This window comes from Stenotrophomonas sp. SPM, from assembly GCF_003105135.1.
Lineage (GTDB): Bacteria > Pseudomonadota > Gammaproteobacteria > Xanthomonadales > Xanthomonadaceae > Stenotrophomonas.
Map to the genome: position 1 here is coordinate 1 of NZ_QETL01000050.1, position 26,546 is coordinate 26,546.

The window sequence follows — 26,546 nt, forward strand, 5'->3', positions numbered from 1 at the left end:
GCCCGGCGGATTTCTGGCAGCCGCTGCGCTCGCCGGGCATGGCCCGGCGCTACCGGGTTACCGCATCCGGATCCGCCACCGGTGACGGCGGGCACGCCGGAATTTCCGACGGCGTGGCCACGTGTTCTGCCGGCGGCGGGGTGATCATCTTCGCCTTGCGCCAGCCACCCCAGCGGTAATACGCCAGCGACAGCAGCATCGACACCAGCGAGCCGGCAGGGAAACTCCACCAGATCGCATCCGCGCCCCAATACGGCTGCAGGAACTCGGCGAACGGCACGCGCACGCCCCACAGCGAGGCGGCCAGGATCAGCAGTGGCGGAATGACCGCGCCGGTGGAGCGCACCACGCCGGAAATGACGAAGCTGACGCCGAAGAACAGGAACGAGCCGATGACGATGTGGTTGAGATGGCGGGCGATCTGCAGCGATTCGCTGCCCTGCGGCAGGAACAGCGCCAGCGAATACTGATCCAGCAGCACCAGCGGCAGGATCAGCGCGCCGGTCAGCAGGAAGTTGAACAGAATGCCCTGGCGCGCGGTGCCGCGGACGCGGTCCCAGCGCTGCGCACCCACGTTCTGCGCGGCCATCGACGAACACGCCGCACCGATCGCCATCGCCGGCATCTGCACGTAGTTCCACAGCTGCAGCGACGCGCCATAGGCGGCGCCGGTGGCCGTGCCGTACTGGTTGACCATGGTCATCAGCAGGATGACCGACAGCGAGATCAGCACCATCTGCAGGCCCATCGGCACGCCCTTGACCACCAGCGCACGCAGGATGGTCAGGTCGAGCTTGAACAGGTGCATGTCGGCACGGCCCAGCCACAGTGTGTGCCGCTTGTGCCGCATGTACAGCAGCAGGCCGGTCAGCGACAGCGTCTGCGACATCAGCGTCGCCCACGCCGAGCCGGCGATGCCCAGTGCCGGGAACGGGCCGAGGCCGAAGATCAGCACCGGGTTCAGTGCGATGTCCAGCAGCACCGACACCAGCAGGAAGCGGAACGGCGTGCGCGAATCACCGGCACCGCGCAGGGCGGCGCTGAGGAAGGCAAACGCGTACAGCGTGGGCATCGCCAGGAAGATGATGCGCAGGTAAGCCTCGGCCAGCGGCAGCGAGGCCCCCGGCGTGCCCATCGCCGCCAGCAGCGGGTGGGCCAGGAACCAGCCGGCGACGGCGATGATCACCGACAGGCCGATGAAGAAGGTGGCGCTGGTGCCGACCACGCGCCGCGCCTGGGCGATATCACGCGCGCCGATGGCCTGGCCGATCAGGATGGTCGAGGCCATGCCGAAGCCGAACACCGAGCCGATCAGGAAGAACATGATGTTGTTGGCGTTGGCCGTGGCGGTCAGTGCCGCCTCGCCGAGGTAGCGCCCCACCCACACCGCATTCACCGAACCGTTCAGCGACTGGGCGATGTTGCCCGCCAGGATCGGCAGCGCGAACAGCAGCAGGTTGCGGCCGATGGGGCCGGAGGTCAGGTCAAGCGGCGCTTTGGCCATGGGCTGGTGATCGATTCACGGGAGGCGCACACTAGCATCAAGCCGGTTTGCGGGGTGTGGCAATGCATCAACGACGACAGCTGGCGCGGCACTGCGTGGGGGCCTTGATCGTGGCCACGCTGGCCGCATGTTCGACGGGTGACCGGCTGGGCGATGCCCAGGTGCGGCCCGCCGACCGCGCTGAGTGCCTGGTCGGCAACCAGCGCCAGGACCTGGCGGGCACGCCGACGTTGATGGGGGGCAGTGGCTGCCGCACCGACCCCAGCAACCCGCGACCCCTGAACAAGCGCACGGAGTAATACCTGCCGATGTCCGAGCTTTCCCCGCTGTCGCCCAGTGTCCGCCTGGATGTCTGGTTGTGGGCGGCCCGTTTCTACAAGACCCGCAGCCTGGCCAAGCAGGCCATTGAAACCGGCAAGGTGGCCGTGGCAGGGCAGCGCCCGAAATCCTCGCGCGCGGTGCGCGTGGGCGAGCAGCTGCAGGTGGACCGCGGCGAGGAGCATTTCGAGCTGCAGGTGCTGGGCATCAGTGACCAGCGCGGTCCGGCGCCGGTGGCGCAGCAGCTGTATGCCGAAAGCGAAGCCTCCAAGGCGCGCCGTGCCGAGCAGCGTGCGCTGCGCATCGCCGCCCGCGATGGTTTCCAGCCGCCGGAGCACAAGCCGGACAAGCGCGCACGGCGATTGATCCGTGCGTTGGGTGATCTGGACGCGCTTTGACGGAGAGCGTGCGAACCAACGGTTCGCACCCACCGGAGCGGGCGGGTTACGCCCGCCACAGCGAGCGGTAGCGCCGGGCCATGCCCGGCGAACAGACCGGCACTCAGCCAGCATTCGGTTTTCACCCCGCACGTTGGATCTTCCTCTTCATGGAAGACCCTCATGTTCCTGCGCCGCAGCCTGCTGTGCCTGGCCCTCGCCACCGCCGCCCCGGCGTTCGCCGCCGACATCACCTTCTGGGACACGCCGCAGCGCGGTGGCAACAGCTTCAACGAGAATCCGCCGGACCGGGCCTACTTCCAGGCGCTGCGCGACACCGGCGCGACCTGGGTGCGGCTGACCCCGGACAAGTGGAAAGGTGCCGGCGGCAGCGACTTTCTGATCGGCGATGCCGACCACTACCAGGGGCTGGTGCCGGCCGACGTGGCAACCCTGCGGCGTGCGCTGGATGACGCGGATGCCTCGGGCCTGAAGGTGGTGCTGGTGCCGTTGTCGCTGCCCCTGCTGCGCTGGAAACAGAAGAACAATGACGTGGTCGACCAGCGCCTGTGGCAGTCGATGAACAACCACCTGCCGGCGCAGCGCTTCTGGCACGACCTGGCCACGGCGTTGAAGGGACACCCGGCGCTGGCCGCCTACAACCTGATCAACGAACCGGCGCCCGAGTACGGCACCTCGCTGGCCGAGCATGCGTCACGCGCGGCGATGCAGCAGTGGTACGCCAGCGTCGAAGACGGCCCGCGTGATCTGCGCGCGCTGTACCGGGGGCTGATCGCCAGCGTGCGTGCGGTGGATGCGGACATGCCGCTGATGCTCGATGCCGGCTGGTATGCGGCGGCCGATGCGTTCGATTATTGGCCGGCGCCGCTGGACGATACGAAGCTGCTGTACAGCGTGCACATGTATGAGCCGTACGCGGCGACCAGTGCGCCCAACCAGAAGCGCGCCACGCCACACCGGTACCCGGCCGAGGTGCCGTTCGGCCCCGGGAAACAGCGTTGGGATGCGGCGCGCGTGCGCAGTTACCTGCAGCAGCCGATGGACTGGGCGAAGACCCATGGCATCGGCGCGAACCGGATGGTGATCGGTGAGTTCGGCTGCATGCGGCGCTGGCCGGACTGCGCGGCCTATCTGCGCGATGTGCTGGCGGTGGCCGAGCAGCAGCAGGTGCACTGGGCGTTCTATGCCTTCCGTGAGGATGGCTGGGACGGGATGGACTACGAGCTGGGCGACAAGGCGCTGCCGGGGGCGTACTGGCAGGCGGTGGAGAAGGGCGAGGCGGTGCCGCCGCCACGGTCGCTGCAGGCGCCGTTGTTTGCGCCGATTCTGCAGCGGTTGAAAGACGGGGTGCTTTGAAACTTCAGCGGCTGCGGAGAGCGTGCGAACCAACGGTTCGCACCCACGATTGCGGGGTAGCGCCGGGCCATGCCCGGCGACCACCCGCATCACCTCAACCGTGCAGGTCGTAGCGGTCCAGCTCCATCACCCGCGTCCAGGCGGCGATGAAATCCTGCACGAACTTCTTCTCGCCATCGGCGCTGGCATACACCTCGGCCAGTGCACGCAACACGGCATTGGAACCGAACACGAGGTCGGCACGCGTGCCAGTCCAGCGTGCGCGGCCATCGCTACGGCCGCGGCCTTCATAGCTCTCGCGGCCCGTGGCCTTCCACTGCGTGCCCATGTCCAGCAGGTTGACGAAGAAGTCGTTGCTCAACGTGCCCGCGCGCGTGGTGAACACGCCGTGCTTGCCGCCATCAGCATTGGCACCGAGTACGCGCAGGCCACCGACCAAGGCGGTCATCTCCGGTGCGGTCAGGGTCAGCAGCTGCGCCTTGTCGATCAGCAGCGCCTCGCCCGGCACGCTGTAGGCGTCCTTGAGGTAATTGCGGAAACCATCAGCCGCCGGTTCCAGCACCGCGAACGATTCGACGTCGGTCTGTTCCTGGCTGGCATCGGTGCGGCCCGGGGTAAACGGCACGCTCACCTCATGGCCACCGGCCTTGGCCGCCTGTTCGACGCCCACGCCACCGGCCAGCACGATCAGATCGGCCAGCGACACCTGCTTGCTGCCAGCGCCATTGAACTCGGCCTGCACCTTTTCCAGCGCGGCCAGCACCTTGGCCAGCTGCTGCGGCTGGTTCACCGCCCAGTCCTTCTGCGGGGCCAGGCGGATGCGCGCGCCATTCGCCCCACCACGCTTGTCCGAGCCACGGAAGGTCGAGGCCGAGGCCCAGGCGGTGGACACCAGCTCGGCGACGCTGAGACCGGTCGCGGCGATCTTCTGCTTCAGCGCGGCGATGTCCTTGGCGTCGATCAGCGGGTGCTTGGCTTCCGGCACCGGATCCTGCCAGATGAACGCTTCGGCCGGAATCTCCGGGCCCAGGTAACGCGCACGCGGGCCCATGTCGCGGTGGGTCAGCTTGAACCAGGCGCGGGCGAAGGCATCGGCGAAGGCCTGTGGATTCTCGAGGAACTTCCGCGAGACCTTTTCATAGGCCGGGTCCATGCGCAGCGACAGGTCGGTGGTCAACATGGTCGGGCGGTGCTTCTTCGACGGGTCGTGTGCATCGGGAATGACCGCGTCGGCGTTCTTCGCCACCCACTGGTGGGCGCCGGCCGGGCTCTTTGTCAGTTCCCATTCGTTGCCGAACAGGATCTCGAAGAAGTCGTGGCTCCACTGCGCCGGGGTGCGCGTCCAGGTCACCTCCAGGCCGCTGGTGATGGTGTCGCCACCCTTGCCGCTGCCGAAGCTGCTGGCCCAGCCCAGGCCCTGGTTTTCCAGGCCGGCGGCTTCGGGTTCCTTGCCGACGTTGTCGGCCGGGCCGGCGCCGTGGGTCTTGCCGAAGCTGTGGCCACCGGCGATCAGGGCGACGGTTTCCTCGTCGTCCATCGCCATGCGGGCGAAGGTATCGCGGATGTCATGCGCGGCCAGCACCGGGTCGGGGTTGCCGTCCGGGCCTTCCGGGTTCACGTAGATCAGGCCCATCTGCACGGCGGCCAGCGGGTTCTCCAGCTTGCGCGAGTGCACGTCGCCGTCGGCATCGTCATCGGACACCAGCACGCCGTGGTCTTCCTGCACGCCCTCGGAGCCGTGCTTGTAGCGCACGTCGCCGCCCAACCAGGTGGTTTCGCGGCCCCAGTAGACGTCCTGGTCCGGCTCCCAGGTATCGGGGCGGCCGCCGGCGAAGCCGAGCGTCTTGAAGCCCATCGACTCAAGGGCGACGTTGCCGGTCAGGATCAGCAGGTCGGACCAGGAGATCGCCTGGCCGTACTTCTGCTTGATCGGCCACAGGAGGCGGCGCGCCTTGTCCAGGCTGACGTTGTCCGGCCAGCTGTTGAGCGGGGCGAAGCGCTGCTGGCCGCGACCGCCACCACCACGGCCATCGCCGATGCGGTAGGTGCCGGCACTGTGCCAGGCCATGCGGATGAACAGGCCGCCGTAGTGGCCGAAATCGGCCGGCCACCAGTCCTGCGAATCGGTCATCAGCGCCTTCAGGTCGGCCTTCAGCGCGGCGTAGTCCAGGCCCTTGAAGGCCGTGGCGTAATCGAAGCCCGCATCGAGCGGATTGGAGCGGCTGGAGTGCTGGTTGAGCAGGTCCACGCGCAGCTGGTTCGGCCACCAGTCGCGGTTGGTCGTCGCGTCACCGACGACGGCGTGGTTGAACGGGCACTTGGCTTCGCTTTTCATGGATGTCTACCTGTGGACTGGCGAAAGGTCGAATCGGGGGAGGCCTGACCACCATAGGTGGCGCCTACTGATGGGTAAATTCGATTGATTCAACCGAAGTGATAGTGGCGACCTATCAAGGGCAGGGCTTGGACCGTTGTGCGCGATCAGCGCTTGAGCAGGCCGGCGCCGAGCTTGAGCAGGTCGCTGGCGCCGAACTGGCCGTCGCCGTCCTGGTCGAGTGCGCCACCGAGCAGGCTGCCAAGGCCGCCGCCGGCGTGCTGGGTATCCTGGCCGAGGGCCGAGCTGAGTTCGCCGGCATTGCCCTGCTGGGCGAAGCGCTGAGCGAGGAACGACATGACGATGGGGGCGAGGATGGCCAGTAGCTTCCCGGTGGTGCCGCTGTCCAGGCCGGTCTTCTGGCCGAGCAGTTCGGCCGCCTGCGGCTGCTGGCCGCCGAACACATGGCCGAGGATGCCGGCGCCGTCGGTCGCGCCACTGCCGCCACCACCCATCACTGCGCCGAGGATGCCGCCCAGGTCGAAACCGCCACCGCCGCTGCCCAGGTGGTCGCGCTGCAGCGCATTGAGCAGGGACTGCGCGCCCTGCGGTTCACTGGCGTTCTGGCCCATGGCGCCCAGCAGCAGCGGCAGGGCGCTGCCCACCGCCTGGGTGGTCTGGCTGCTGTCCAGGCCGAGCTGCTGGGACACCTGCTGCAGGCCTTGCCCCTGCTGCAGCTGCTGGAAGAGGGACGCGGCGAGGGATTCGGTGTTCACGGCGGTCTCCGTTCTGTGAAGGAATTACCGCCCGAGCATAACGCCGGGTATACGACGGAAATGCGAAGGCAGCCGAGCGTGGGCTCGGCTCTACAGGGGTAGCGCCGGGCCATGCCCGGCGGCGCGGTTACAACAACGTCTTCAACCGGTACAGGGCTTCCAGCGCCTGCTTCGGGGTCAGCTCGTCCGGGTCGATCGCGGCCAGCGCTTCCTGCGCCTTGCTGGCCGGTGCGCTGAACAGGCCGAACTGCTGCGGTGCATCCAGCGCCTGCGGCGAGACCTCGGCGGCATGGCTTTCGCCACCGCGCTGTTCCAGCTCTGCCAAACGACGGCGGGCCTGGGCCACGGTCGCGCGCGGCAGGCCGGCCAGCGCGGCCACCTGCAGGCCGAAGCTGCGGTTGGCCGGGCCGTCCTTCACTGCGTGCATGAACACCAGCGCTTCGCCATGCTCGACCGCATCCAGGTGCACGTTGGCGATGCCGCTGCGGCCGCCTTCGTGCTGCTCGTCGGCCAGCGCGGTCAGTTCGAAGTAGTGGGTGGCGAACAGCGTGTAGCAGCGGTTCTGGTAGGCCAGGTGGCGGGCCACCGCATCGGCCAGGGCCAGGCCGTCGTAGGTGGACGTGCCACGGCCGATCTCGTCCATCAGCACCAGCGAATGCGCGGTGGCGTGGTGCAGGATGTAGCTGGTCTCGGCCATTTCGACCATGAAGGTCGATTGCCCGCGCGCCAGGTCGTCACCGGCACCGATACGGGTGAGGATGCGGTCGATCGGACCGATCAGCGCGCGGCTGGCCGGCACGAAGCTGCCGATGTGGGCCAGCAGCACGATCAGCGCGTTCTGCCGCATGTAGGTCGATTTACCGCCCATGTTCGGGCCGGTGATGACCAGCATGCGACGGTCCGGATGCAGGTCCAGGTCGTTCGGCTCGAACGGCTGTTCGCGCACGGCTTCGACCACCGGGTGGCGGCCGCGTTCGATCTTCAGGCAGGGCTCGGCCTGCAGTTCCGGGCGTGCCCAGTCCAGCGCCTGCGCGCGTTCGGCGAAGGCGGCCAGCACGTCCAGTTCGCTGAGCGCGGCGGCGCACTCCTTCAGTGGTTCCAGCTGGCCACCGAGGGTGTCCAGCAGCTGCTCGTACAGGTACTTCTCGCGCGACAGCGAACGGTCGCGCGCGGACAGCACCTTGTCCTCGAAGGCCTTCAGTTCCTCGGTGATGTAACGCTCGGCATTGGTCAGCGTCTGCCGGCGGGTGTAGTGCACCGGCGCGCGGTCGGACTGGCCCTTGCTGATCTCGATGTAATAGCCGTGCACACGGTTGTAGCCGACCTTGAGGGTGGCGATGCCGCTGCTCTCGCGTTCGCGCTGTTCCAGGTCGACCAAGAACTGGTCGGCGTGGGTGGACAGGCGGCGCAGTTCATCCAGCTCGGCGTCGAAGCCATCGGCCAGCACGCCGCCATCGCTCAGCTTCAGCGGCGGCATCTCGGCGATGGCACTGGCCAGCAGGTGCGCGCACTCGTCGTGCTCGCCCAGTGCAGCGTGCAGGGCCTGCAGGCGCGGCGAATCCAGCGGCGCCAGCACCTCGCGCACGGCCGGCAGCAGGCCCAGGCCATCGCGCAGGGTGGAGAAATCGCGCGGGCGCGCCGAGCGCAGCGCTACGCGGGTGAGGATGCGTTCCAGATCGCCGAGGCGACGGAACTGCTCGCGGATGTCGGCGTCGCTGCCGCGGTCGATCAGCGTTTCCACTGCATGGTGGCGCTGCACCAGCACCTCGCGCAGGCGCAGCGGGCGGTGCAGCCAGCGGCGCAGCAGGCGGCCGCCCATCGGCGTCACCGTGCTGTCGAGCACGCCCAGCAGCGTGTTGCGGGTGTCGCCGTCCACGCGCGTATCCAGTTCCAGATGACGGCGGGTGGCGGCATTCATCGCGATCGCCTCACCGGCGGTTTCCATCGCGATCGAGGTCAGGTGCGGCAGGCGCTGCTTCTGGGTTTCCTCGACATAGCCGAGCAGGGCGCCAGCTGCGGCGGTGGCGCGCGCCTTGTCATCGATGCCGAAACCGCTGAGGTCGTGCAGTTTGAAGAAGGCCAGCAGCTGGCGGCGGCCGCTGTCCGCATCGAACAGCCACGGCGCACGGCGACGTACGCCGGTGCGCTGGCGCAGGAACTCGGGCCAGTTCTCTTCGTCGGGCACCAGCAGCTCGGCCGGCTCCAGGCGGGCCAGTTCGGCTTCCAGCGCATCGTCGGTCTCGACCTCGTTGACCAGGAAACGGCCACCGGCCAGGTCGGCCCAGGCCAGGCCGTAGCCCTGCCTGGTGCGCGACAGGGCCATCAGCAGGGTGTCGCGGCGCTCATCCAGCAGCGCCTCGTCGGTGACCGTGCCGGGGGTGACGATGCGCACGACCTTGCGCTCGACCAGGCCCTTGGCCAGGGCCGGGTCGCCGATCTGTTCACAGATGGCCACCGATTCGCCCAGCGCCACCAGGCGGGCGAGGTAGCCCTCGTAGGCATGCACCGGCACACCGGCCATCGGGATGGGCGCGCCGCCGGAGCTGCCGCGCTGGGTGAGGGTGATGTCCAGCAGCCGCGCCGCCTTGCGGGCGTCGTCGTAGAACAGTTCGTAGAAGTCGCCCATGCGGAAGAACAGCAGCAGGTCCGGGTAGTCGGACTTGGCTGCGAAGAACTGCTTCATGAGCGGGGTGTGCTCGGCGGACTTGTCTTTGGACATGGGACTCGGAAATCGGGGCAGGCGCCCGCGCCGGGAGGTCGGCAGGCAGCTGCAGAACGGGAACAGGGGTGTCCATGGTAACGGGTAGGGTGGGGACGGGGGCCACCGGCGATCTCTACTCCAGCCGCAACGTGATGCGCGGGTGGCTGGCGAAAATTTCCATCACGATCTCGAAGTAGGTCTGGCCTTCGCCGCGTTCCAGCGCATCCAGCTGGCGGCGGATCATATCGGCGCTGAAGGTGCCGGGCTGCTGCAGCTTCGCCTGCAGCCAAGTGCAGGTCGCGTCCATGCCCAGCGCAACGCGGCTGAGATCGGCATCGCGCCAAGCCACCGTTGCCGTCGCGTGCCCCCGCAGTACGCCGTAACCGGCGTACAGCAGGTCGTCCAACGCATCCAGGCTGGAGCCGAGCTGCCAGTCTTCGCCTGCCATGAACACGCGGTTCATCTCGGCATAAAAGCTGTCTATGTCGGTAATCGCACGTCCGTCGATCTGCAGCTGCAGGGGCATGCACGCACTGTAGGGCACGCGGTGCAAACGCCAACGTCGCAACGCTGAACGTCGCATGGCCGGTCACGCGCCGACGGCCGATATTTCACCTTCAGTTGGCGCTGCGGCCGGGAGACTGGACCTACATCGAATCACAGGAGATCGCCATGAATACCTCCCTTCGTGTTTTGCTGCTCGGCAGTCTGATGGCGGCTTCCTCGGTCGCCAGCGCACAGAGCTATGGCCCGCGCGATGAAGGCCGCAAGTTCAACGATGGCAGCCGCGTGGTCTGCAAGAACGTGGAAGTGCAGCGCAACTCGCGCGATCCGAACCGCATCGCCGGTACTGCCACCGGTGCGGTGGTCGGCGGCCTGCTGGGCAACCAGGTGGGTGGCGGCAACGGCAAGAAGCTGGCGACCGTCGCCGGTGCCGTGGCTGGCGGCGCCGCCGGCCGGCAGATCCAGGGCAACCACCAGAACAAGACCGGTGACCGCGTGGTCGAGCGCCGCTGCGAGCGCGTCTACCGCTGAATACCCGCACGACCTGATACCCGCTCCCTTCCACGATGCGGTACCTCGAACGCCGGCCCCTTGGGTCGGCGTTCGCCGTTGTGGGGGCATATCGCAAAGCGCGGCGCGGACCCTATACTGCGCCGAACTCCACGGATGAACGCCCTGTGAACGAATCACCTGTCGCCGAACCGGTCGTGACCGCTGCCGATGCCGATGAGGCGCAGGAGGCGAGCACCCGCTTCGGCCGGCTGCGCGAGCGCACCGATGAGCTGGAGCTGTTCATTTCCGGCCTGTTGGCCTTCGCGCTGCTGGCCGTGCCGGGCTATCTGTTCGACATCTGGGCACGCAGCAGCCTGCACACCGAGGGCATGTACTTCCAGGTGCTGTGGTTCGTCTTCAGCATCAGCGTGGGCATGTGCTACGTGATGGCGGTGGCGCTGATCGCGCACCTGACAGTGCGCGGCTACTGGATCGGCCTGGTGGGCTTGAAGTCGCACTTCCCGAAGGGCATCGACTGGGACCACCTGCCGAAGATGGGCCCGGTCTCGCGTGCCTTCATGCGTGCGCGCGATGGCGGCCTCGACGGCAGCATCCAGCGCGCCGACCGGTTGGCGACGATGCTGTTCTCGACCACGTTGATGTGCGTGCAGACCCTGGCCGGCACGCTGGTGATGGCGATCATCATCCTCGGGCTGGCGATGCTGGTCGGCGCGCTGTGCGGTGGCTCGGATACGGCCGCCACGATTTTCGTGGGTGTGGTGATGCTGGCCCTGCTGATGCTGGGGCTGCTGCCCATGCTGATGGAGAAGTCCATTGCGCGCCGGCAGGCGCGTGGGCGGCCGAGCGAACGCCAGCAGCACGTACTGCAGTGGGTGCTGGGAGCTCTGCAGCGGGTACCGCTGATGCGCCTGATCCAGACCATGCAGCTGACGATCCAGAGCAACCTGCGCTCGAAGTTCTTCATCGTGGCCTACCTGGGCGCGATCATGGTGGCGATGCTGCTGGGTGGCCTGCAGGTGGCCGGCTCGGTGAAGTTCTCGCTGTTCAACCGCTACCAGATCATCACCGGCGAAGCGGTGGACCACGGCATGCTCAGTGCGCACTACGAATCGATGCGCTCGGCGCACGACCAGCTGCTGCCGTACCCGATGATTCCCGCTGACACCATCAGTGGTTCGCAGATGCGTCTGTTCATTCCACACCGCCCGCAGCGCGACAACACGGTGGCGCGCACGCGCTGCACGCAGCTGCCGGGTGGCCGCAACGATGCGGAAGGTGCGGCGGCCGCAACCGCAGCGGTTGGCTGCCTGGCCCAGCTCTGGACGGTGCAGCTGGACGGCAAGCCCATTGACCTGCACGCCTTCGTGCCGATGGAGCGGCGCGACCTCGATATGCGCGGTCTGGCCGGTTACCTGCCGATGGCCGGACTGGCGCCGGGCCGGCACGACCTGCACCTGCTGTGGAACAGCGAGGGCCCGGAGCGCGGCGCGGATCGCCGGCGCGAGTACTTCATCCCGTTCTGGTACGCCCCGGACCCCTGATCGAGGCGCCGTGCAGGCGCCAGAGGGCGAGGCTGCCGTAGAGCAGCAGCAGTACCCCCAGGGTGACCAGTTCGTGGCTGACATCCGCCAGGCTGGCGTCCATCTGGGTCAACCGCACCATCAGGTTGATGCCCGACGTGGTGGGCAGCAGCTGCGACAGCCACACCAGCGGCGGCGGCGTCATCACCGTGGGCCAGGACAGGTTGGCCAGGAAGAACAGCGGGATGGACGTGGCGATGATGTACTGGAACGCGCGTTCGCGGGTGCGGAAGAAGCTGCCGACGAACAGGCCGAAGGCCACCGTGGCGGCGATGAACAACGTGCCGCCGCACAGCTGGCCGACTGGATTGCCGCCCCGCGGGTAGTCCTGTACCCAGGCGGTGAACCCGGCATAGTAGAACAGCCCGAACAGACCGATCAGGCCGAAGCCCAAGGCCATGCCGGCCAGCGTCGGCAGGTCGAAGCGCAGCCGCCGGCCGAGGGCCAGGCGTCGCCCGCCGAGCAGCACGCCGATGCCCATCAGCAGGGTCTGGTGCACGATCAGTTCGGCCACGCCCGGCACGATCGCGCTGCCATAGCCTTCCTGCGTGTTGTACAGCGGCCGCTGCACCAGCGTGACCGGCGGCGCCTGCGGAACGCCCATGAAGGCGGCCTGGGTGACCGCCGCCTCGCGCCCGAACGATCCCAGTGCATCGGCCACGCTGCCCAGCACCCAGCTGGCGCGGCCCAGGTAGGCACCGTTGCCGAGCAGGACCAGCTTCGCCGGATGGCCACGCAGGATGTCGCGCTCCAGGTTGGCCGGGATCAGTACGATGCCTTCGGCATCTCCGGCTTCCAGCTGACGGCGCGCGCTGTCGATGCTGGCAGGCTGGCCGACCACGCGGGCCACGCGCAGCGCGTCCAGCTTGCGCAGCAGTTCGCGGCTGGTGGCGCTGTGGTCCTGATCCACCACCAGGATCGGCAGGTTGCCCGCGACCTGGTGCCGGTACGCGGCCGGGTAGAAGAACGAGTACAGGATGACCGCGCCGACCATCACCACGATGGCGTAGCGGTCCAGCAGCACCGCCAGCAACGTCTGCCGCAGGCTGGCCCAGACCGCGCTCATGCGTCGGCACCGGCAGGTCGCGTGGCCTGCGGGCTGCGGGCGAACGCCAGCAGGCGCCAGCCACCCAGGCCACCGGCGATGATGATCATCAGCAGCAGCGTGGCCAGCGGCCACAGCGATACCGCCAGCGGTGCACCGACGAACTGCTGCTGGGTCTGCAGCTTGACGTAGGCGCTGAGCGGCAGCAGCAGGTGCCAGATGCGGGTGAACAGCGGCGCGTCGATGACCGGGAAGGTGGCGCTGGAAAAGGCCAACGCGGTGCCGATGCTGAGGCCGACGGCCGACAGCGCCGTGCCCATGTCACGGGTGACGCCGACGAAGAACAGGGCGTAGGCCGCGGTGGCCAGATAGAACAGGGGCTGGCCGAGCAGCAGCAGGAACACGCTGCCGGCAATGCCGTCGCCGCGCAGCCAGGCCAGGTAGGCCACGCCCAGCGCGCCATACAGCGAAAACAGCAGGACATACGGTGCGATCTTGCCGGCGAGGGCCGGCCACGGCGTGCGCCCAAGCCAGTCGGGCAGGGTGCCATCGCGGATCTCGCGGCCCAGGCTGCCGGCCACCGCCAGCGCCAGCACCAGCGAAAGCACGGCGGGGAAGATCAGCGGCAGCAGGAACAGCTCGTAGCTGCGCGCAGGATTGTAGAGGATGTCCGACTGCACGGCGATCGGCGCCGCGCGCAGCTTGCCGGGGCCGACCTGCAGGGCGATGCGTTCGCGCAGCAGGCGTGCATTCCATGCGGCCACCGCATCACCGATGTCACGCGCGGCGGACTGGCCGGTGGTCATGTAGGTGGCGTTGTAATAGGCGAACACCGTGCCCTGCTGGCCTCGCAGCGCCTGCCGGGTTACATCGCGTGGTACCAGCACGATGGCGTAGACCTGCAGCTGGCGCAGCTGCGCACGGGCCTCGTCCATGTCCACCGGCTGGCTGGCCACGCGGACGCCGGGGCTGGCGTCGAGCATGCGCAGCAGCAGGCGGCTGTCGCTGCTGTGGTCCAGGTCCACAACGGCAATCGGCACATCGCGCATCGCCGCAGGACTGAACATCCACGCCATCAGCACCAGCATCAGCAGCGGCAGCGCGGTGACCAGCAGCAGGTCGGCCCGATTGCCGCGCAGCGTGCGCAGTTCGCGCCGCCACGACGCGGCAAAGCCGCCGTTGCCCGGGCTCAGTGCGGGGGCCATGCGAACAGCACGCTCATGCCGGGGCGGAAGCCCTCGATGCGGCGTACCGGGCGCACCCGCACCTCGAAGCTGCGGACGTCGTAGCCGGAGGACTGGCGGGTGGTGCGCCAGGTGGCGTAGTCGCCGGCGGGATTGATGAAATACACCTTGAATTCGGCCTCCTGGTCCAATGCCGGGATGCTGCCGCGCAGGGTGCTGCCGACCTTCAGGCCCTGCATCTGCGACTCGCGCAGGTTCATCGACACCCACATGCGGTCGATGTCGACAAGGGTGAACACCGGATAGCCCGCCGGCACCAGTTCGCCCGGATCGGCCATGCGCTTGTTGATCTCGCCGGCCACCGGTGCGCGCCCTTCCACTTCGACGCGTGCGGCATTGACCTCGGCCACCGCACCCTGCGCCTGCTGGACCTGGCCCTTCGCCGCGCGCTTGTCCTGCTCGCGTGCCCCGGCCAGCGCCATGTCGTACTGCGCGCGCGCGGCGCGGGCCAGTTCGCGCGAACTGGTGGCCTGGGCCTGCGCCTCATCGCGCTTCTGCCGGGTCATCACCCCTTCGTTGAACAGGTTCTGCACGCGGCGCGCAGTCGCTTCGGCCAGGGTGGCACCGGCCTCGGCCCGCTTCCAGTTGGCTTCGGCGGCGCGGATGTCCTCGCTGCGCGCGCCCTCGTCGGCCTTGTCGGCCACTGCCTGCGCGGCGGCCAGTGCGCCGTGGGCCTGCTGTTCCTTGGCCGCCACTTCCGGGCTGTCGAGCAGGAACACGATCTGCCCGGCCTGCACGCGGTCACCTTCGCGCACCTTCAGTTCGGCCACGCGGGCGGTGATCTTGGCGGCGACGTTGAGGGTATCGGCGTCGGCCATGCCCTGGATCTGGTCGGCCGGCCGGCGCCAGGCCAGCCACAGGCCCAGCACCACCACGGCCAGCAGCACCACCACCAGGATGATGCCCACGCGGCGCTTGCCGGGCGGCGTGGTGGATTCGTCGTGCAGCACGTCACTCATGGTCGATCACCTCGTCCGCACGGCGCCGATAGTCTTCGAAACGGTCCATCTGTCCACTCACTTCCAACAGTTGCGCCAGGGCGATGTCGTACTGGTAGGCGGCCTGTGCGCGTTCGACGCGGGCGCCACCCAGGCCCAGCCGCGCGTCGATCACATCCAGCGAAGTCGCCTGGCCCTCGCGGAAGGCCAGTTCCTGCAGGCGCAGGTTTTCCTGTGCCTGGGCGATGCTGCTGTCCAGCAGCACGAACTGCTGGCGCGCGCTTTCCAGTTCGTTCCATGCCTTGCGCACGCCGAGGGCGACCTGGTTCTCGGCTTCGCGCAGGCCGGCTTCGGCCTGTTCCTGCTGCGCGCGTGCCGCACTGATCTGCGCCGGCCGCGAGCTGGGCGACAGGAAGGTGTACTTCAGGCCGATGCCGAAGGCCCAGTCCGGATCGGTCAGCATTTCATCGCGGCGGCGGAAGTCGTACTGGCCGAAGGCGAAGATCTGCGGCTTCAACTTGGCCTGCTGCACGCGCACGCCCTGTTCGGCCTGGGCAACCATCGCCTGCAGGCGGCGGATCTGCGGCTGTCGTGCCTGCGCGGCGCGTTCGAAGCTGGCCACCGGTTCCAGTGGCGCGCGCTGCACGAACAGCGGCGACAGCGGGCGGACCTCGCCACCGCTGCGCAGCAGGGTGGCCAGCGCGGCCTGCAGCGTGGCGAGGTCGTTGAGGGTCTTCTGGTACTCACGCTCGGCCTTGTCACGGGCCACGGTGGCCTGCAGGCGCTGCGCGCGGGTGGCGAAGCCCTCGCGTTCCAGTTTCTCCGCATCGGACAGGTGGCGGTTGAGGCCGTCGCGTACGTCGCGGCGCACGTCGACCGCCTGTTCGGCCAGGCGCTGGCCGAAATAGGCCTGGGCCAGCTGCACGGTGAGCGACTGGCGCTGCGCCTCGCGTTCGGCGCTGGCCTGTTCACTCGCAGCGCTGGCCGCACGTTGCGCCGCCGGGATCACCCCGCCGGTGTACAACGGCAGCACCGCGGTCACCACAGGGCGGGTGCGCCAGTCGCGTTCGGTGAAGCTCAGCGGCGAAACGATGCCATAGGCTTCGGCCACCGGTGCCAGCGAGCCCAGCGGCAGGGTGAGGGTCTTCTGGAACTGCAGGCGGCGCACTTCGCCGGTGATCTCGGGCAGGCGCAGCAGGCGCGTGGCTTCCTGTAATTCCTGCTTGTTGCGCACACCGGCATCGGCCGCCGCCAGCGCATCGGAAACCTGCTCCAGCCGCTGTCGAGCCTGTTCCCATTGCAGGGCAGGGGCCGCGGCTGGGTCGGCTGCCGTCTGCGCGACGCTGGTGGCCGTCAGCAGCGTGGCGCAGACCAGCAGCGGCCAACGTGCGCGGTGCCGTCGCGGGCAAGGGCGTTGCAGGTGCACGTCGGGTCCGTCATCCGTAAAGAGTCCGGGAAAAACTAGTGGATGTGCCGTGAAGCTGTTGTCGGCGCAGTGCACGTCGCAGCTGCTTCAGCGCAGACAACCCTCCGCGGCGCTGCGCAGCGCCTGGGTGATCTGCTGCAGCGTGCTGGAACGCACCGCGGCATGTTGCCAGTACAGGGGCACATCCAGCCATCGGTCTGGTTCCAGCACAACTACGTTCCCTGCGGCCAGCGCCGGCTCGATCAGCGTTTCCGGTGCCAGGCACCAACCCAGTCCGCGCGCGGCGGCTTCGACGAAACCGGTGGAGGAGGGCAGGTAGTGCGTCGGCGGCTGCAGCCGCGCACGCGTGAGGCGGCGCAGGAAACGCGCCTGCAGTTCGTCCTTGCGGTTGAACACGATCATCGGTGCCACGGCCAGCGCATCTGCTTGCATGCCCTTGCCGAACCAGCGGCGGGCGAAGGCCGGCGAGGCGATGGCGTGGTAGCGCATCGCCCCCAGCGGGTGCACGTTGCAGCCCTTCAACGCGTGGCCTTCGGCGGTTACCGCGCCGAGGACGCTGCCATCGCGCAGCAGTTCGAGGGTGTGGTCCTGATCGTCCATGCGCAGGTCGAACAGGTAGCCATGGCGCTGGTGCAGTTCGGCGATGGCGGCGACGAACCAGGTGTCCAGCGAGTCGTCGTTGACCGCCAGCGGGATCGGCGTGCGGGTGGCGTCGTTGCCGCGCTCGGGCAGCAGCTCGGCCAGTGCCTCGGCCTGCAGGGCCTGCATTGGCCGCACGCTGCGCTGCAGGACCTCGCCGGCAGCGGTGGGGCGGCACGGTGCCTGGCGCACCAGCAGCACCTGGCCCAAGCGGTCTTCCAGCGCCTTGATCCGCTGTGACAGCGCCGACGGGCTGATCGCCAGGCGGCGTGCGGCGGCTTCGAAACTGCCTTCTTCCAGCACCGCGGCGAAGGCGGCCAGTTGCGGGTGTACCAGGTCCATGCCGGGCCTCTTCAGTTTTTCTGTACAGGATAAAGAAAAACCAGCTGGCCTTAACCGGCCGCAGGCACCACCCTGCGCGTCCTTCCCGATGTGATGGCAGTACTCATGTGGATTACCGCGGCCCTGGCCGGCCTGTTTGCGGGCGCCGGCCTGATCATCGCCATCGGCGCGCAGAATGCCTTCGTCCTGCGCCAGGGGCTGCAGCGCCGCCATGTGGGCATGGTGGTGCTGGCCTGCATGGGCGCGGACATCGCGTTGATCCTTGCCGGCGTGGGCGGCATGGGCGCGCTGGTGCTGCAGTGGCCGCTGCTGCTGCAGGTGCTGCGCTTCGGCGGTGCGGCCTTCCTTGGCTGGTACGCGTTGCAGGCCGGGCTGCGCGCGTGGCGCGGCGGCAGCGCATTGGCGGCCGCCAGCAGCGAGGGCGGCAACCGGCGGCAGGTGCTGCTGGCCTGCCTGGCTTTCACCCTGCTCAACCCGCACGTCTACCTGGACACGGTGGCGCTGCTGGGCAGCCTGTCCACGCGCTATCCCGGCGAGCTGCGCTGGGCGTTCGCCGGTGGTGCCTGCGTGGCCAGCGTGTTGTGGTTCTGCGCGCTGGGCTATGGCGCGCGGCTGCTGCAGCCGCTGTTCCGCAATCCGAACGCGTGGCGCGTGCTGGATGCAGGCATTGCGCTGTTCATGGCGAGCCTGGCGTTGTTGCTGCTGCTGCGCCCGCTCTAGGCCGCATCAATCACGCACAGCGGCGTTTCGTCCGCGCGCAGGGTCAGCACGCGCACACCCTGCGCGGTCACCGCCACGGTGTGCTCGAACTGCGCCGAGAGCTTGCCGTCGCGCGTGTACACCGGCCATTCGTCCGGCAGCTGGCGGATGGCCGGCTTGCCCTGGTTGAGCATCGGTTCGATGGTGAACACCATGCCTTCCTGCAGCTCCAGGCCGGTGCCGGCATGGCCGTAATGCAGGATCTGCGGGTCCTCGTGCATTTCCTGGCCGATGCCGTGGCCGCAGTATTCCTTCACCACGCTGTAGCCGTGGCTGCGCGCATGGCGGGCGATGGCGTGGCCGATATCGCCCAGGCGCGCGCCGGGGCGCACCGCGGCAATGCCCTTCCACATGGCCTGGTAGGCCACCGTCACCAGCTTGCGCGCGGCGTAGTTGACCTCGCCCACCAAGTAGGTGGTGCTGGAGTCGGCGATGTAGCCGTTCTTTTCCAGGGTGATGTCGAGGTTGACGATCTGCCCGCTGCGCAGCAGGTCCTCATGATTGGGCACGCCATGGCAGATGACGTTGTCGATGGAGGTGTTGAGGACGTACGGGAAACCGTACTGGCCCTTGCTGGCCGGCCGCGCGTGCAGCTCGTCGACGATCATCCGCTCGACGAAGTCGTTGATGTCCATCGTGCTGCGGCCTTCCAGCGGCAGGGCGTCGAGTGCGGCGAACACCTGCGCGAGCAGGCGCCCGGACTCGGCCATCAGCGCGATCTCGTCGGGGCGCTTGACCATGGCCATCGGCTCAGGCCTGCCCGTGAGGCAGCAGCGGCGGCTGCACGCCGGCCGCGCGCAGTTCGCTGGCGACGATGTCCTGGAAGCTCAGGGTTGGGTTCAGTTCGCACAGCATGCCGACCCGGATCCAGAAATTGGCTTGGGCGTTGATCGAGCGGCTGGAGACGGTGCAGGCACGACGCAGCTGGTCGTGCAGGGTGTCATCGATGTTGACGATGCCCATGGCGGACTCTTGAGAGGGGATATATGAAGCGTATATGTTTCGTATAATCCACTCAAGTCCGCGCCGTTCACTCGCTGTGGGTGGCAAAGCGCAGGCGGTTGCCGTCCGGGTCCACCAGCAGCATCTCGCGGGTACCCCAGTCGGTTTCGTGCGGCGGCTGCGGGATGGGCACGCCGGCGGCGCTGAAGGCGCGGAACACCGCGTCCACGTCATCGACCTTGAAGTACACCGCGCCGCCGGGCTGGCAGTCGCCGGCATGTTCGCTGAGGAACAGGGTCTGGCCCTCGCGGGTGAGCTGGGCGAACAGCGGCATGCCCGCGCCGAAGCGATGCTCCCAGTCGACGGAGAAGCCCAGGCCCTGCACGTAGAACGGCAGGGTGGTGTCGGCGTGCAGCATGCGCAGCTGCGGGATGACGGTCTGGGGCATGGCGGCGGTTCCTGATGGGAGGCCGGCTCGACTCTACTGGCCGGGCACGCCTTCGGCCAATGGCACGCGCGTACCGTCCAGCAGGCCGCGGCTGAGCCTGCCATCTTCGATGAACAGCAGCTCGCCGTTCTCTCCGTTCTTTATGCTGCTGTCGATAGCGATCACGCGCCCACCATGGAAGGTGCTGACATGCGGCATCGAGGTATGGCCGACCACGATGCGCTTCAGTTGCAGCTGGTCGAGCACGGCCTGCACGCCGTTGCTGTCCAGCTGGCCATCGAAGTAGCTGCGGTACCAGATCGGGCTGGTCTTGCCGTCGTACAGCGGTGCGGTGGCCGGGTCTGCCTTCACCTCGGCCTTGGGCGTGCCCAGCGAGGCCTGGTAGGCGGCATTGGTGGTGGCCGGGTCCAGCGCCAGCTGCACCGCCTCGGGCGAGATGCCGCCGTGCAGGAACAGGGTGTCACCGATCTTCAGCAGCACCGGGCGGGTGCGCAGCCACTGGCCGATCACCGAATCGCCCGCATACAGCTGCGGGTAGCTGCGGCCCAGCAGCTGGGCGCTGCGCAGGTACTTGGGATTGACGTAGCGAAGGTCGTCGTAGAGCACCATGGTTTCGTGGTTGCCGAGCACGAAGTGCACCGCGCCGCCGGCCGCCGCGGCCTGCTGCTGCAGCCCGTACAGGAGCCAGAACGCCTCGGTCACCTGCGGGCCACGGTCGAACACATCGCCGGCGATCACCAGAGTGTCCTTGCCCAGCGCCCACTGGTCCTGCGCGTCGATCACCTTGTTGGCGCGCAGCAGCCGCACCAGCAGGCCGTACTGGCCGTGGATGTCGGACACCGCAACGATGCGCGGCGTGGCCGGCAGCACCGACACCGAGGGCGCCACCGGCGGCAGCACGTGCACGCTGCGGGCGTAGCCGCACTGCGGCGTGAAATCGGTGCCTTCGGCATCGGCCGGGAGGGTGCGCATCTGCACCTGGTCGCCGCAGATCCACTTCGCCCGCATCTGGTCGCCAACGCGGAACACGTAAGGGCCATCGGCGTCGACATGCTCGGCCGGCGTGGCCACCTCGCGTGCCTGCAGCGACGGCGCGCCCAGCAGGGCCAGCGGCAACAGCAGCAGGGCAGGGTGGAGCAGGCGGCGGTGCAGCATGGTGGGTTCCTCGGCGGGCAACAGAAAAAGGCGGGCCCGAAGGCCCGCTCCTGATGCTACGCCGTTGCCCACGCCGGCAGCATGCGCCGAAGGTGGGGGTCACTGTGCGGAATCGGGTGCCCGACGCCGCGCGGCGACCTCAGAACTTCGCGCGCAGGTTGAACAGCACGCGGCGCGGTTCGCCCCAGTAGCCCGCGTTGAAGAAGCCGACGTTGCGGTAGTAGACCTTGTCGAACAGGTTGGTGATCGTCACGCCCACGCTCAGGGTGTCGTTGATGCGGTAGCGGCCCATCAGGTCGAACAGTACGTAGCCGCCCTGGCTCATCTTGCCGGTGGCGGTAACCGGGGTGCCGTTGGCATTGAAGCGGCCGGTGGGGATCGGCTGCATCTGGTAGATCTCGCTCTGCACGCTGAAGCCGCCGCCGACCGTCCACTGGCCGTGGCTGTAGGTGGTGTTGAAGCGCGCCAGGTGCATCGGGCTGGTGCTGGCGAAGCGGCTGCCATCCGGGTTGCTGCTGTAGCTGTAGGTGTAGCCGCCGGTCATGCTCCAGTGGTCGGTGATCGAGCCGGACACTTCGAACTCGCCGCCTTGGGTGGTGATGCCCTTGCTGGCGATGTAGGGCGAGCTGCCATCGGGCAGCTTGATCTCGCCGCCGTTCGGGTCGAGCTCGGCCACGTTGTCCTGCTTCATGTAAAAGCCGTTCAACGAGGTGTACAGGCGGCCGCCGAAGAATTCAGCCTTCAGGCCGTACTCGTAGTTGCCGCCGGTGGTCGGGTCGAGCAGCTGGTTGTTGATGTCGCGGCGCGCGGTGGCCTGGAACACGTCGGAATAGCTGACGAAGCCGGTGATGCTGCTGCTGAGGTCGTACAGCACGCCCACGTACGGGGTCAGTTCGTGCGCGGTGGTGCGCGCGCTGCGGCTGGTGAACACACCGTTGACGTCATAGTTGTCGGTGGTGGTGCGGTAATCCGAATAACGCGCACCGGCGATGATCTTCAGCGGATCGATCGGGTTCAGGCGCACGGCGGCGTAGTACCCGGTCTCGGTGGTGTTCACCGTGTTCGACGGAATGCCGTAGTTGTAGGTGGTCGGCTTGCCGATGTTGCCGTCCCACTCGTAAATGCTGGGGAAGGCAGCGACGTTGTACGGGCGCGAGGTGATGCCGGCGCGGATGGTGTCCAGGTCGCGGTCGTAGTGGTTGATGCCCACGACCAGCTCATGCGAACGGCCGAACAGCTGGAACGGGCCGGAGGCGTACAGGTCGAAGGCATCCTCGCGCGTCTCCGACACCGAATACGTGTCGGCGATGCGCAGGCCCAGGCCGGTCACTGCATCGGCCCAGTTGCCGGTATTGGAGCCTGCCATCAGCAGCGAATCGGTGTCGGTGGCGCGGTGGTTGTAGGCCAGGCGACCGCTCCAGCCGGCGCCGAGCTGCTGTTCCAGGGTGGCGAAGTAGTTGGTGCTCTCGCGGTTCCATTCGTTCCAGCGCGCCGCGGCGCTGTAGGAACGCGGCATGTACGCACGCGTGCCGTCGCGGAAGTACAGCGGCGAAGCGCTCCACGCACCGCCATCGGAGCCGGTCTTCAGGTAATCGATGCCGGCGCGCAGGCGGGTGCTGTCGGTCAGGTCGGCTTCGATGACGCCGTACAGGCTGGGCGACTTGTCATGCTGGAAGCGCACCCAGCTTTCCTTGTCGGTGTAGGCGCCGACGAAGCGCCCACGCACGCGGCCGCCCTTGCTGAGCGGGCCGGAGACATCCACTTCGGCACGCTTGTAGTCCCACGAACCGGCGCTGAAGCTGGTGCTGGCCTGAAAGGTCTCGGTCGGGCGCTTGCGCACCATGTTCACCGTGGCCGACGGATTGCCCGAGCCGGTGACCAGGCCACTGGCACCGCGCACCACTTCGATGCGCTCGTAGATGGAGGTATCGCTGAGGATCGAGTTGCCGCCTGCACCGGTGGTGTAGTTGGTGGGGATGCCATCGAACATGAAGTTGTTGATGGCAAAGCCGCGCGCGTTGAACAGCGTGCGGTTGCTGTCGTAAGACTGGATGGTGACGCCCGGGGTCTGCTGCAGCACCTCGGAAATGGTGATGAGGTTGAAATCCTCGATGCGCTGGCGGGTGAACACGGTCAGCGACTGCGGGGTTTCGCGCAGGGTCAGCGGCAGCTTGGTGGCGGTGTTGGTGCCGTACACCTGGTAGCCCTCGGTGCGCTGGGTGACCATCACCCGGTCCAGTTCGGTGGTGGTCGTCGCGCTGTCCTGGGCGAAGGCCGGCGCCACGGCGCAGGCGAGCGACAAGGCGAGGACGTTCCGGCGCAGGGCGCCAGAGGAAGGCTGATACATGGTGGAACCTCGGTTTCTAGATCAGGAACGGGAAGACGGGCGTGGCGCCGGCTTGGCCGGGCTGCGGAAACTGAGCCAGAGCACCATCGCCCCGGCACCGGCGGCGAGCACGCCGCACCAACCAACAAACCCCTGTGCGATGCCCCACGCGGCAATACTGGCCAGCAGGCTGGCGAACAGCCCGAGCACGCCCAGCACCTGCAGCAGGCGACGGCGCGGCGTGGGCGGCGCGTGGCCGGCCACATCGCGGTGATGGCGCTCCATCGCCATCGCCAGGCAGGCGAAGGCGGCGGCGGCCAGCAGCAGGGCGAGCACGCTCATGCGCTGGCCTCGGCAGCGGCGGGGGCGCCCGTGCGTGCGGCGCGCGGCTTGCGCTGCGCCGGCACGAAACGATGCACCATGCGCGCGGCCCACAGCAGGCCGGCGCCGATCAGCATCAGGCCGATATCGATGCCGGCCTTGGCGCCATCACCGGCAGCGAGCGCGGATACCGCGCCACCGTGCCAGGCGACCAGGTTGTACAGCGGCAGGCCCAGGGCCAGCACGCCGGCCAGCGCCAGCTGCTCGACCCAGCCGCGACGCGGTGCGCGCAGCATGGCGTGTACCACGGAGGCCGCCCAGGCGTAGAAGAACACTTTCACTTCGGCATCGCTGCGGTTGGCCACGTCCAGCGGCAGCAGGCGGTTGCCCCAGAGGAAGGCCAGCATCGCTACCGGCAGGCCGGTGACGAAGCCGATGTTCAGCCGCTCGACAATGCGGAAGCCGAGGTGAGGGCGCGCCGGATCGGGCAGCTGGGTGCGGCGCTTCACCGTCCACAGCACCAGTCCGGTGGCCACCATCAGGGTGCCGGCGACGCCGGACAGGAAGAACAGCCAGCGCATGGTGGTGGGCGCGAAGCGCGCTGCATGCAGGCCGATCATGCCGTCGCGGGTGATGACCGCGGCCGAGCGCGGTGCAGCGGAATCCAGCAGGTTGGCGCGCGCATCGAAGCTAAGCGCGTCGGCGGCACCGGCAATCTTGTCGCCCTGCTGGCGACGCACGCTGATGCGCATCGCCGCATCGGAAGGATGTTCGATCTGCAGCGAGGCCGCGTGGCCACCGCCCCACTGCACTTCGGCACGGCGCAGCACCTCGGCCAGTGCCGGCGGCGTCGCGGCCACGCCACTGGCCGAGGCCTTCTCGGCGCGCGGGAACAGTTCGGCGAAGAACGCATCGCGGCCGCCGGGGTAGTTGGCATCCACCGCCCACGGCATGTACAGCGTCATCAGGGTGATCAGGCCAGTGTAGGTGATCATCAGATGGAACGGCAGCGACAGCACCGCCAGCGCGTTGTGGCCATCCAGCCAGCTGCGCTGGCCCTTGCCGCGGCGGAAAGTGAAGAAGTCGGTGAAGATCTTCTTGTGGGTGATCACGCCGCTGATCAGGGCGATCAGCATCAGCATCGAACACGCACTGATGAACCAGCGCGCCCACAGCACCGGAACGTAGTGCAGGTCGAAGTGCAGGCGGTAGAAGAAGTTGCCACCGCGCGTCTCGCGCACCTGCACCGGCTTGCCGTCTGCATCCAGCGTGGCCTGGTTCGGATTGCGCTGGCCGCGGCGGCGTTCCTTTTCGCCCTGCGGCTGCCAGCTGACCGAGGTCGCGCTGCTGCGTGCGTCGGGCAGTTCGATGCTCCAGCGCTGCGCGTCGGGCGCGGTGCGGGCAAGGAACTGCTGGGCCTGGGTGACCGCGGTTGCGCTGCTGGCGGGCAGGCCGATTTCCGGCTGCATCCAGCGGGTCAATTCTTCCTTCCAGTACGCGGCGGTGCCGGCGATGAAGATCAGGAACAGCACCCAGCCGACCACCAGGCCCGACCAGGTATGCAGCACCGACTGCGATTGGCGGATGCCACCGAGATTGCTCATGCCACACCCCCGCGCAGCAGCCAGGCCAGCAGCGCGCCCAGACCACCGGCAAGCAGCAGGCCCAGCGTGGCGCGCAGGGTGCTGCGTGCGGCATAGGCCCAGATGGCGGCCAGCGCGTAGACCACGAAAGCGGCCATGGTGGCGACCAGGGTGGCATCGGCCTTGGTGCCGGGCAGCAGGCGCGCCAGTGCGGCGGCCCAGCAGGCGGCCACGGCGTACCCGCCCAGCAGGCCGAGCAGGCCGCGGGCCCACAGCAGGGCATGGCCGTTACCGCGCGGCACGCGCTTGGCCGGCGGAGCGCCGGTGGCAGGAGAGGAGGAAGATGCGGCCATGGCCGATGTCAATAGGAATCGTATGCAATTGCGAGCGAATGCTATTTGACGCCGGTAGATGTGTCGAGTCCCCCATTCGGGGGATGTGCCCTTCTGTCAGAGCTTGCGGACGACCGTCTGCTCGGGGGCGACGGCGTGGCCGGCTGCGTCCTGCGGCTGCATGCGGGGCACGGCGGCGCCGCTGGTGCGTTCGATCAGGGTGGAATGCGCTTCGCCGGGGGCAAAGCGATGCCGTTCGCCCCATTGGCGCAGGGCCACCAGCAGCGGGAACAGGTCGCGACCTGCGGCCGTCAGCACATAGTCCTGGTAGGCGCTGCCATCGGCCGCTGGCTGCTGCACCAGCAGGCCGGCCTCGACCAGCCGGCGCAGGCGGTCGCTGAGGATGTTGCGGGCCGCGCCGAGGCTGCGCTGGAAATCACCGAAGCGGGTGATGCCATCGAAGGCATCGCGGATGACCAGCAGCGCCCAGCGGTCGCCGAGCAGGTCGGCGCTGCGGGCCACGGGGCAGGGGCTGTCGGCATGCATGGCGGGCTCCATCGGGGTATCTGGTTGCAGTTTAAAACCAGTAGGGCTACCGTGCATCAGTTTCAAAATGCAACCACGAAGATGAGCCTCCCCGTATCACGGCCACTGCTCGGCCTGCTGGCGGTCGCCGCCGGTGCCAGCGTGGCCAATGTCTACTACGCGCAACCACTGCTGGAACGGTTGGCCCAGGCCTTCGCCCTCGACACGGCCGTGGCTGGCGCAGTGCTGGCGGCGACCCAGGCCGGCAGCGTGCTGGCCCTGATCGGGCTGTTGCCGCTGGCCGACCGCGGCGACCGCCGGCGCCTGCTGAGGATGGAGCTGCTGGCTCTGGTGGCCGCGCTCCTGCTGCTGGCGGCTGCGCAGACAGCGGCGTGGTTGCTGGCCGGCATGCTGCTGGCCGGGCTGCTGGGCACCGCGCTCACCCAGGGGCTGATCGCGTATACGGCCCAGCTGGCCCCGGCCGACCAGCGCGGGCGCATGGTCGGCGCCGTGCAGGGCGGGGTGTTCATCGGCCTGCTGGCGGCGCGCGTGCTGTC

Annotated in this window: 26 protein-coding genes; 7 read left to right on the top strand and 19 right to left on the bottom strand. The window is 68.3% G+C overall.

The window, feature by feature from the left end:
- Positions 1–49 precede the first annotated feature (49 nt).
- Positions 50–1,504, bottom strand: a complete 1,455-nt coding sequence (locus DCO49_RS11920; protein WP_116864207.1) for an MATE family efflux transporter — start codon at positions 1,502–1,504, stop codon at positions 50–52.
- A 62-nt stretch (positions 1,505–1,566) separates the two neighbouring features.
- Here DCO49_RS11920 and DCO49_RS11925 point away from each other — a divergent pair, with 62 nt between their 5' ends.
- From DCO49_RS11925 to DCO49_RS11935, 3 genes are all read left to right on the top strand, one after another.
- Positions 1,567–1,803, top strand: coding sequence for a hypothetical protein (locus DCO49_RS11925; RefSeq protein ID WP_108768216.1), 237 nt, complete (start codon positions 1,567–1,569; stop codon positions 1,801–1,803).
- Between the two features lie 9 nt (positions 1,804–1,812).
- On the top strand, positions 1,813–2,220 hold the full coding sequence (locus DCO49_RS11930; protein ID WP_116864208.1) for an RNA-binding S4 domain-containing protein: 408 nt from the start codon (positions 1,813–1,815) through the stop codon (positions 2,218–2,220).
- Positions 2,221–2,382: 162 nt separating this feature from the next.
- Positions 2,383–3,576 (top strand): cellulase family glycosylhydrolase, encoded by a 1,194-nt coding sequence (locus DCO49_RS11935; RefSeq protein ID WP_165835719.1) that lies wholly within the window; start codon positions 2,383–2,385, stop codon positions 3,574–3,576.
- 94 nt (positions 3,577–3,670) lie between these two features.
- Here DCO49_RS11935 and katG read toward each other — a convergent pair whose 3' ends face one another.
- The 4 genes from katG to DCO49_RS11955 all read right to left on the bottom strand — a co-directional run bounded on the left by katG (position 3,671) and on the right by DCO49_RS11955 (position 9,893).
- Entirely contained in the window at positions 3,671–5,911 is a 2,241-nt protein-coding gene (gene katG, locus DCO49_RS11940; protein WP_116864209.1) for a catalase/peroxidase HPI, read from the bottom strand.
- Between the two features lie 146 nt (positions 5,912–6,057).
- Positions 6,058–6,666 carry a DUF937 domain-containing protein gene (locus tag DCO49_RS11945; RefSeq protein ID WP_116864210.1) on the bottom strand — a complete coding sequence of 203 codons (609 nt, stop codon included), beginning with the start codon at positions 6,664–6,666 and terminating at the stop codon, positions 6,058–6,060.
- Positions 6,667–6,793: 127 nt separating this feature from the next.
- The gene (gene mutS, locus DCO49_RS11950; protein ID WP_116864211.1) at positions 6,794–9,385 is read right to left on the bottom strand and encodes a DNA mismatch repair protein MutS; all 2,592 of its coding nucleotides are present in this window, start codon (positions 9,383–9,385) and stop codon (positions 6,794–6,796) included.
- Positions 9,386–9,500: 115 nt separating this feature from the next.
- Complete coding sequence (locus tag DCO49_RS11955; protein ID WP_116864212.1) at positions 9,501–9,893, bottom strand: barstar family protein; 393 nt, start codon at positions 9,891–9,893, stop codon at positions 9,501–9,503.
- Between the two features lie 146 nt (positions 9,894–10,039).
- Between DCO49_RS11955 and DCO49_RS11960 the strand changes: the two genes are divergently transcribed.
- Positions 10,040–10,402: a glycine zipper 2TM domain-containing protein gene (locus DCO49_RS11960; RefSeq protein ID WP_116864213.1), complete on the top strand. Its 363-nt coding sequence runs from the start codon at positions 10,040–10,042 to the stop codon at positions 10,400–10,402.
- 146 nt (positions 10,403–10,548) lie between these two features.
- Positions 10,549–11,925: a hypothetical protein gene (locus DCO49_RS11965; RefSeq protein ID WP_116864214.1), complete on the top strand. Its 1,377-nt coding sequence runs from the start codon at positions 10,549–10,551 to the stop codon at positions 11,923–11,925.
- On the opposite strand, the gene DCO49_RS11970 is transcribed toward DCO49_RS11965, so the two are convergent.
- From DCO49_RS11970 to DCO49_RS11990, 5 genes are all read right to left on the bottom strand, one after another.
- On the bottom strand, positions 11,894–13,030 hold the full coding sequence (locus DCO49_RS11970; RefSeq protein ID WP_116864215.1) for an ABC transporter permease: 1,137 nt from the start codon (positions 13,028–13,030) through the stop codon (positions 11,894–11,896). The two genes, DCO49_RS11965 and DCO49_RS11970, sit on opposite strands and share 32 nt — an antisense overlap.
- Positions 13,027–14,214, bottom strand: coding sequence for an ABC transporter permease (locus tag DCO49_RS11975; protein WP_116864216.1), 1,188 nt, complete (start codon positions 14,212–14,214; stop codon positions 13,027–13,029). The genes DCO49_RS11970 and DCO49_RS11975 overlap by 4 nt, the downstream gene beginning before the upstream one ends.
- Positions 14,199–15,212, bottom strand: a complete 1,014-nt coding sequence (locus tag DCO49_RS11980; RefSeq protein ID WP_116864217.1) for an efflux RND transporter periplasmic adaptor subunit — start codon at positions 15,210–15,212, stop codon at positions 14,199–14,201. Before DCO49_RS11980 ends, DCO49_RS11975 begins: the two co-directional genes overlap by 16 nt.
- Positions 15,205–16,551 carry a TolC family protein gene (locus DCO49_RS11985; protein ID WP_243402730.1) on the bottom strand — a complete coding sequence of 449 codons (1,347 nt, stop codon included), beginning with the start codon at positions 16,549–16,551 and terminating at the stop codon, positions 15,205–15,207. The genes DCO49_RS11980 and DCO49_RS11985 overlap by 8 nt, the downstream gene beginning before the upstream one ends.
- 153 nt (positions 16,552–16,704) lie before the next feature.
- Positions 16,705–17,598, bottom strand: a complete 894-nt coding sequence (locus DCO49_RS11990) for a LysR family transcriptional regulator ArgP (RefSeq protein ID WP_116864219.1) — start codon at positions 17,596–17,598, stop codon at positions 16,705–16,707.
- 105 nt (positions 17,599–17,703) lie between these two features.
- On the opposite strand from DCO49_RS11990, the gene DCO49_RS11995 reads away from it, so the two are divergent.
- On the top strand, positions 17,704–18,318 hold the full coding sequence (locus DCO49_RS11995; protein WP_116864220.1) for a LysE/ArgO family amino acid transporter: 615 nt from the start codon (positions 17,704–17,706) through the stop codon (positions 18,316–18,318).
- Here DCO49_RS11995 and map read toward each other — a convergent pair.
- From map to DCO49_RS12040, 9 genes are all read right to left on the bottom strand, one after another.
- On the bottom strand, positions 18,315–19,097 hold the full coding sequence (gene map / locus DCO49_RS12000) for a type I methionyl aminopeptidase (protein ID WP_116864229.1): 783 nt from the start codon (positions 19,095–19,097) through the stop codon (positions 18,315–18,317). The two genes, DCO49_RS11995 and map, sit on opposite strands and share 4 nt — an antisense overlap.
- 10 nt (positions 19,098–19,107) lie before the next feature.
- On the bottom strand, positions 19,108–19,320 hold the full coding sequence (locus DCO49_RS12005; protein ID WP_116864221.1) for a ParD-like family protein: 213 nt from the start codon (positions 19,318–19,320) through the stop codon (positions 19,108–19,110).
- A gap of 67 nt (positions 19,321–19,387) precedes the next feature.
- Positions 19,388–19,747, bottom strand: a complete 360-nt coding sequence (locus tag DCO49_RS12010; protein WP_116864222.1) for a VOC family protein — start codon at positions 19,745–19,747, stop codon at positions 19,388–19,390.
- 33 nt (positions 19,748–19,780) lie between these two features.
- Positions 19,781–20,902, bottom strand: coding sequence for a metallophosphoesterase (locus tag DCO49_RS12015; protein WP_116864223.1), 1,122 nt, complete (start codon positions 20,900–20,902; stop codon positions 19,781–19,783).
- Positions 20,903–21,041: 139 nt separating this feature from the next.
- Positions 21,042–23,204 carry a TonB-dependent siderophore receptor gene (locus DCO49_RS12020; protein WP_243402729.1) on the bottom strand — a complete coding sequence of 721 codons (2,163 nt, stop codon included), beginning with the start codon at positions 23,202–23,204 and terminating at the stop codon, positions 21,042–21,044.
- A gap of 66 nt (positions 23,205–23,270) precedes the next feature.
- The gene (locus DCO49_RS12025) at positions 23,271–23,570 is read right to left on the bottom strand and encodes a DUF3325 domain-containing protein (RefSeq protein WP_116864224.1); all 300 of its coding nucleotides are present in this window, start codon (positions 23,568–23,570) and stop codon (positions 23,271–23,273) included.
- Positions 23,567–25,153 carry a PepSY-associated TM helix domain-containing protein gene (locus DCO49_RS12030; RefSeq protein ID WP_116864225.1) on the bottom strand — a complete coding sequence of 529 codons (1,587 nt, stop codon included), beginning with the start codon at positions 25,151–25,153 and terminating at the stop codon, positions 23,567–23,569. The genes DCO49_RS12025 and DCO49_RS12030 overlap by 4 nt, the downstream gene beginning before the upstream one ends.
- Positions 25,150–25,485 (bottom strand): hypothetical protein, encoded by a 336-nt coding sequence (locus DCO49_RS12035; protein WP_207776483.1) that lies wholly within the window; start codon positions 25,483–25,485, stop codon positions 25,150–25,152. The genes DCO49_RS12030 and DCO49_RS12035 overlap by 4 nt, the downstream gene beginning before the upstream one ends.
- A 96-nt stretch (positions 25,486–25,581) precedes the next feature.
- Positions 25,582–26,010: a helix-turn-helix domain-containing protein gene (locus tag DCO49_RS12040; protein ID WP_116864226.1), complete on the bottom strand. Its 429-nt coding sequence runs from the start codon at positions 26,008–26,010 to the stop codon at positions 25,582–25,584.
- 81 nt (positions 26,011–26,091) lie between these two features.
- Between DCO49_RS12040 and DCO49_RS12045 the strand changes: the two genes are divergently transcribed.
- The coding region (locus tag DCO49_RS12045; protein ID WP_116864227.1) for an MFS transporter at positions 26,092–26,546 on the top strand (455 nt) is incomplete at its 3' end.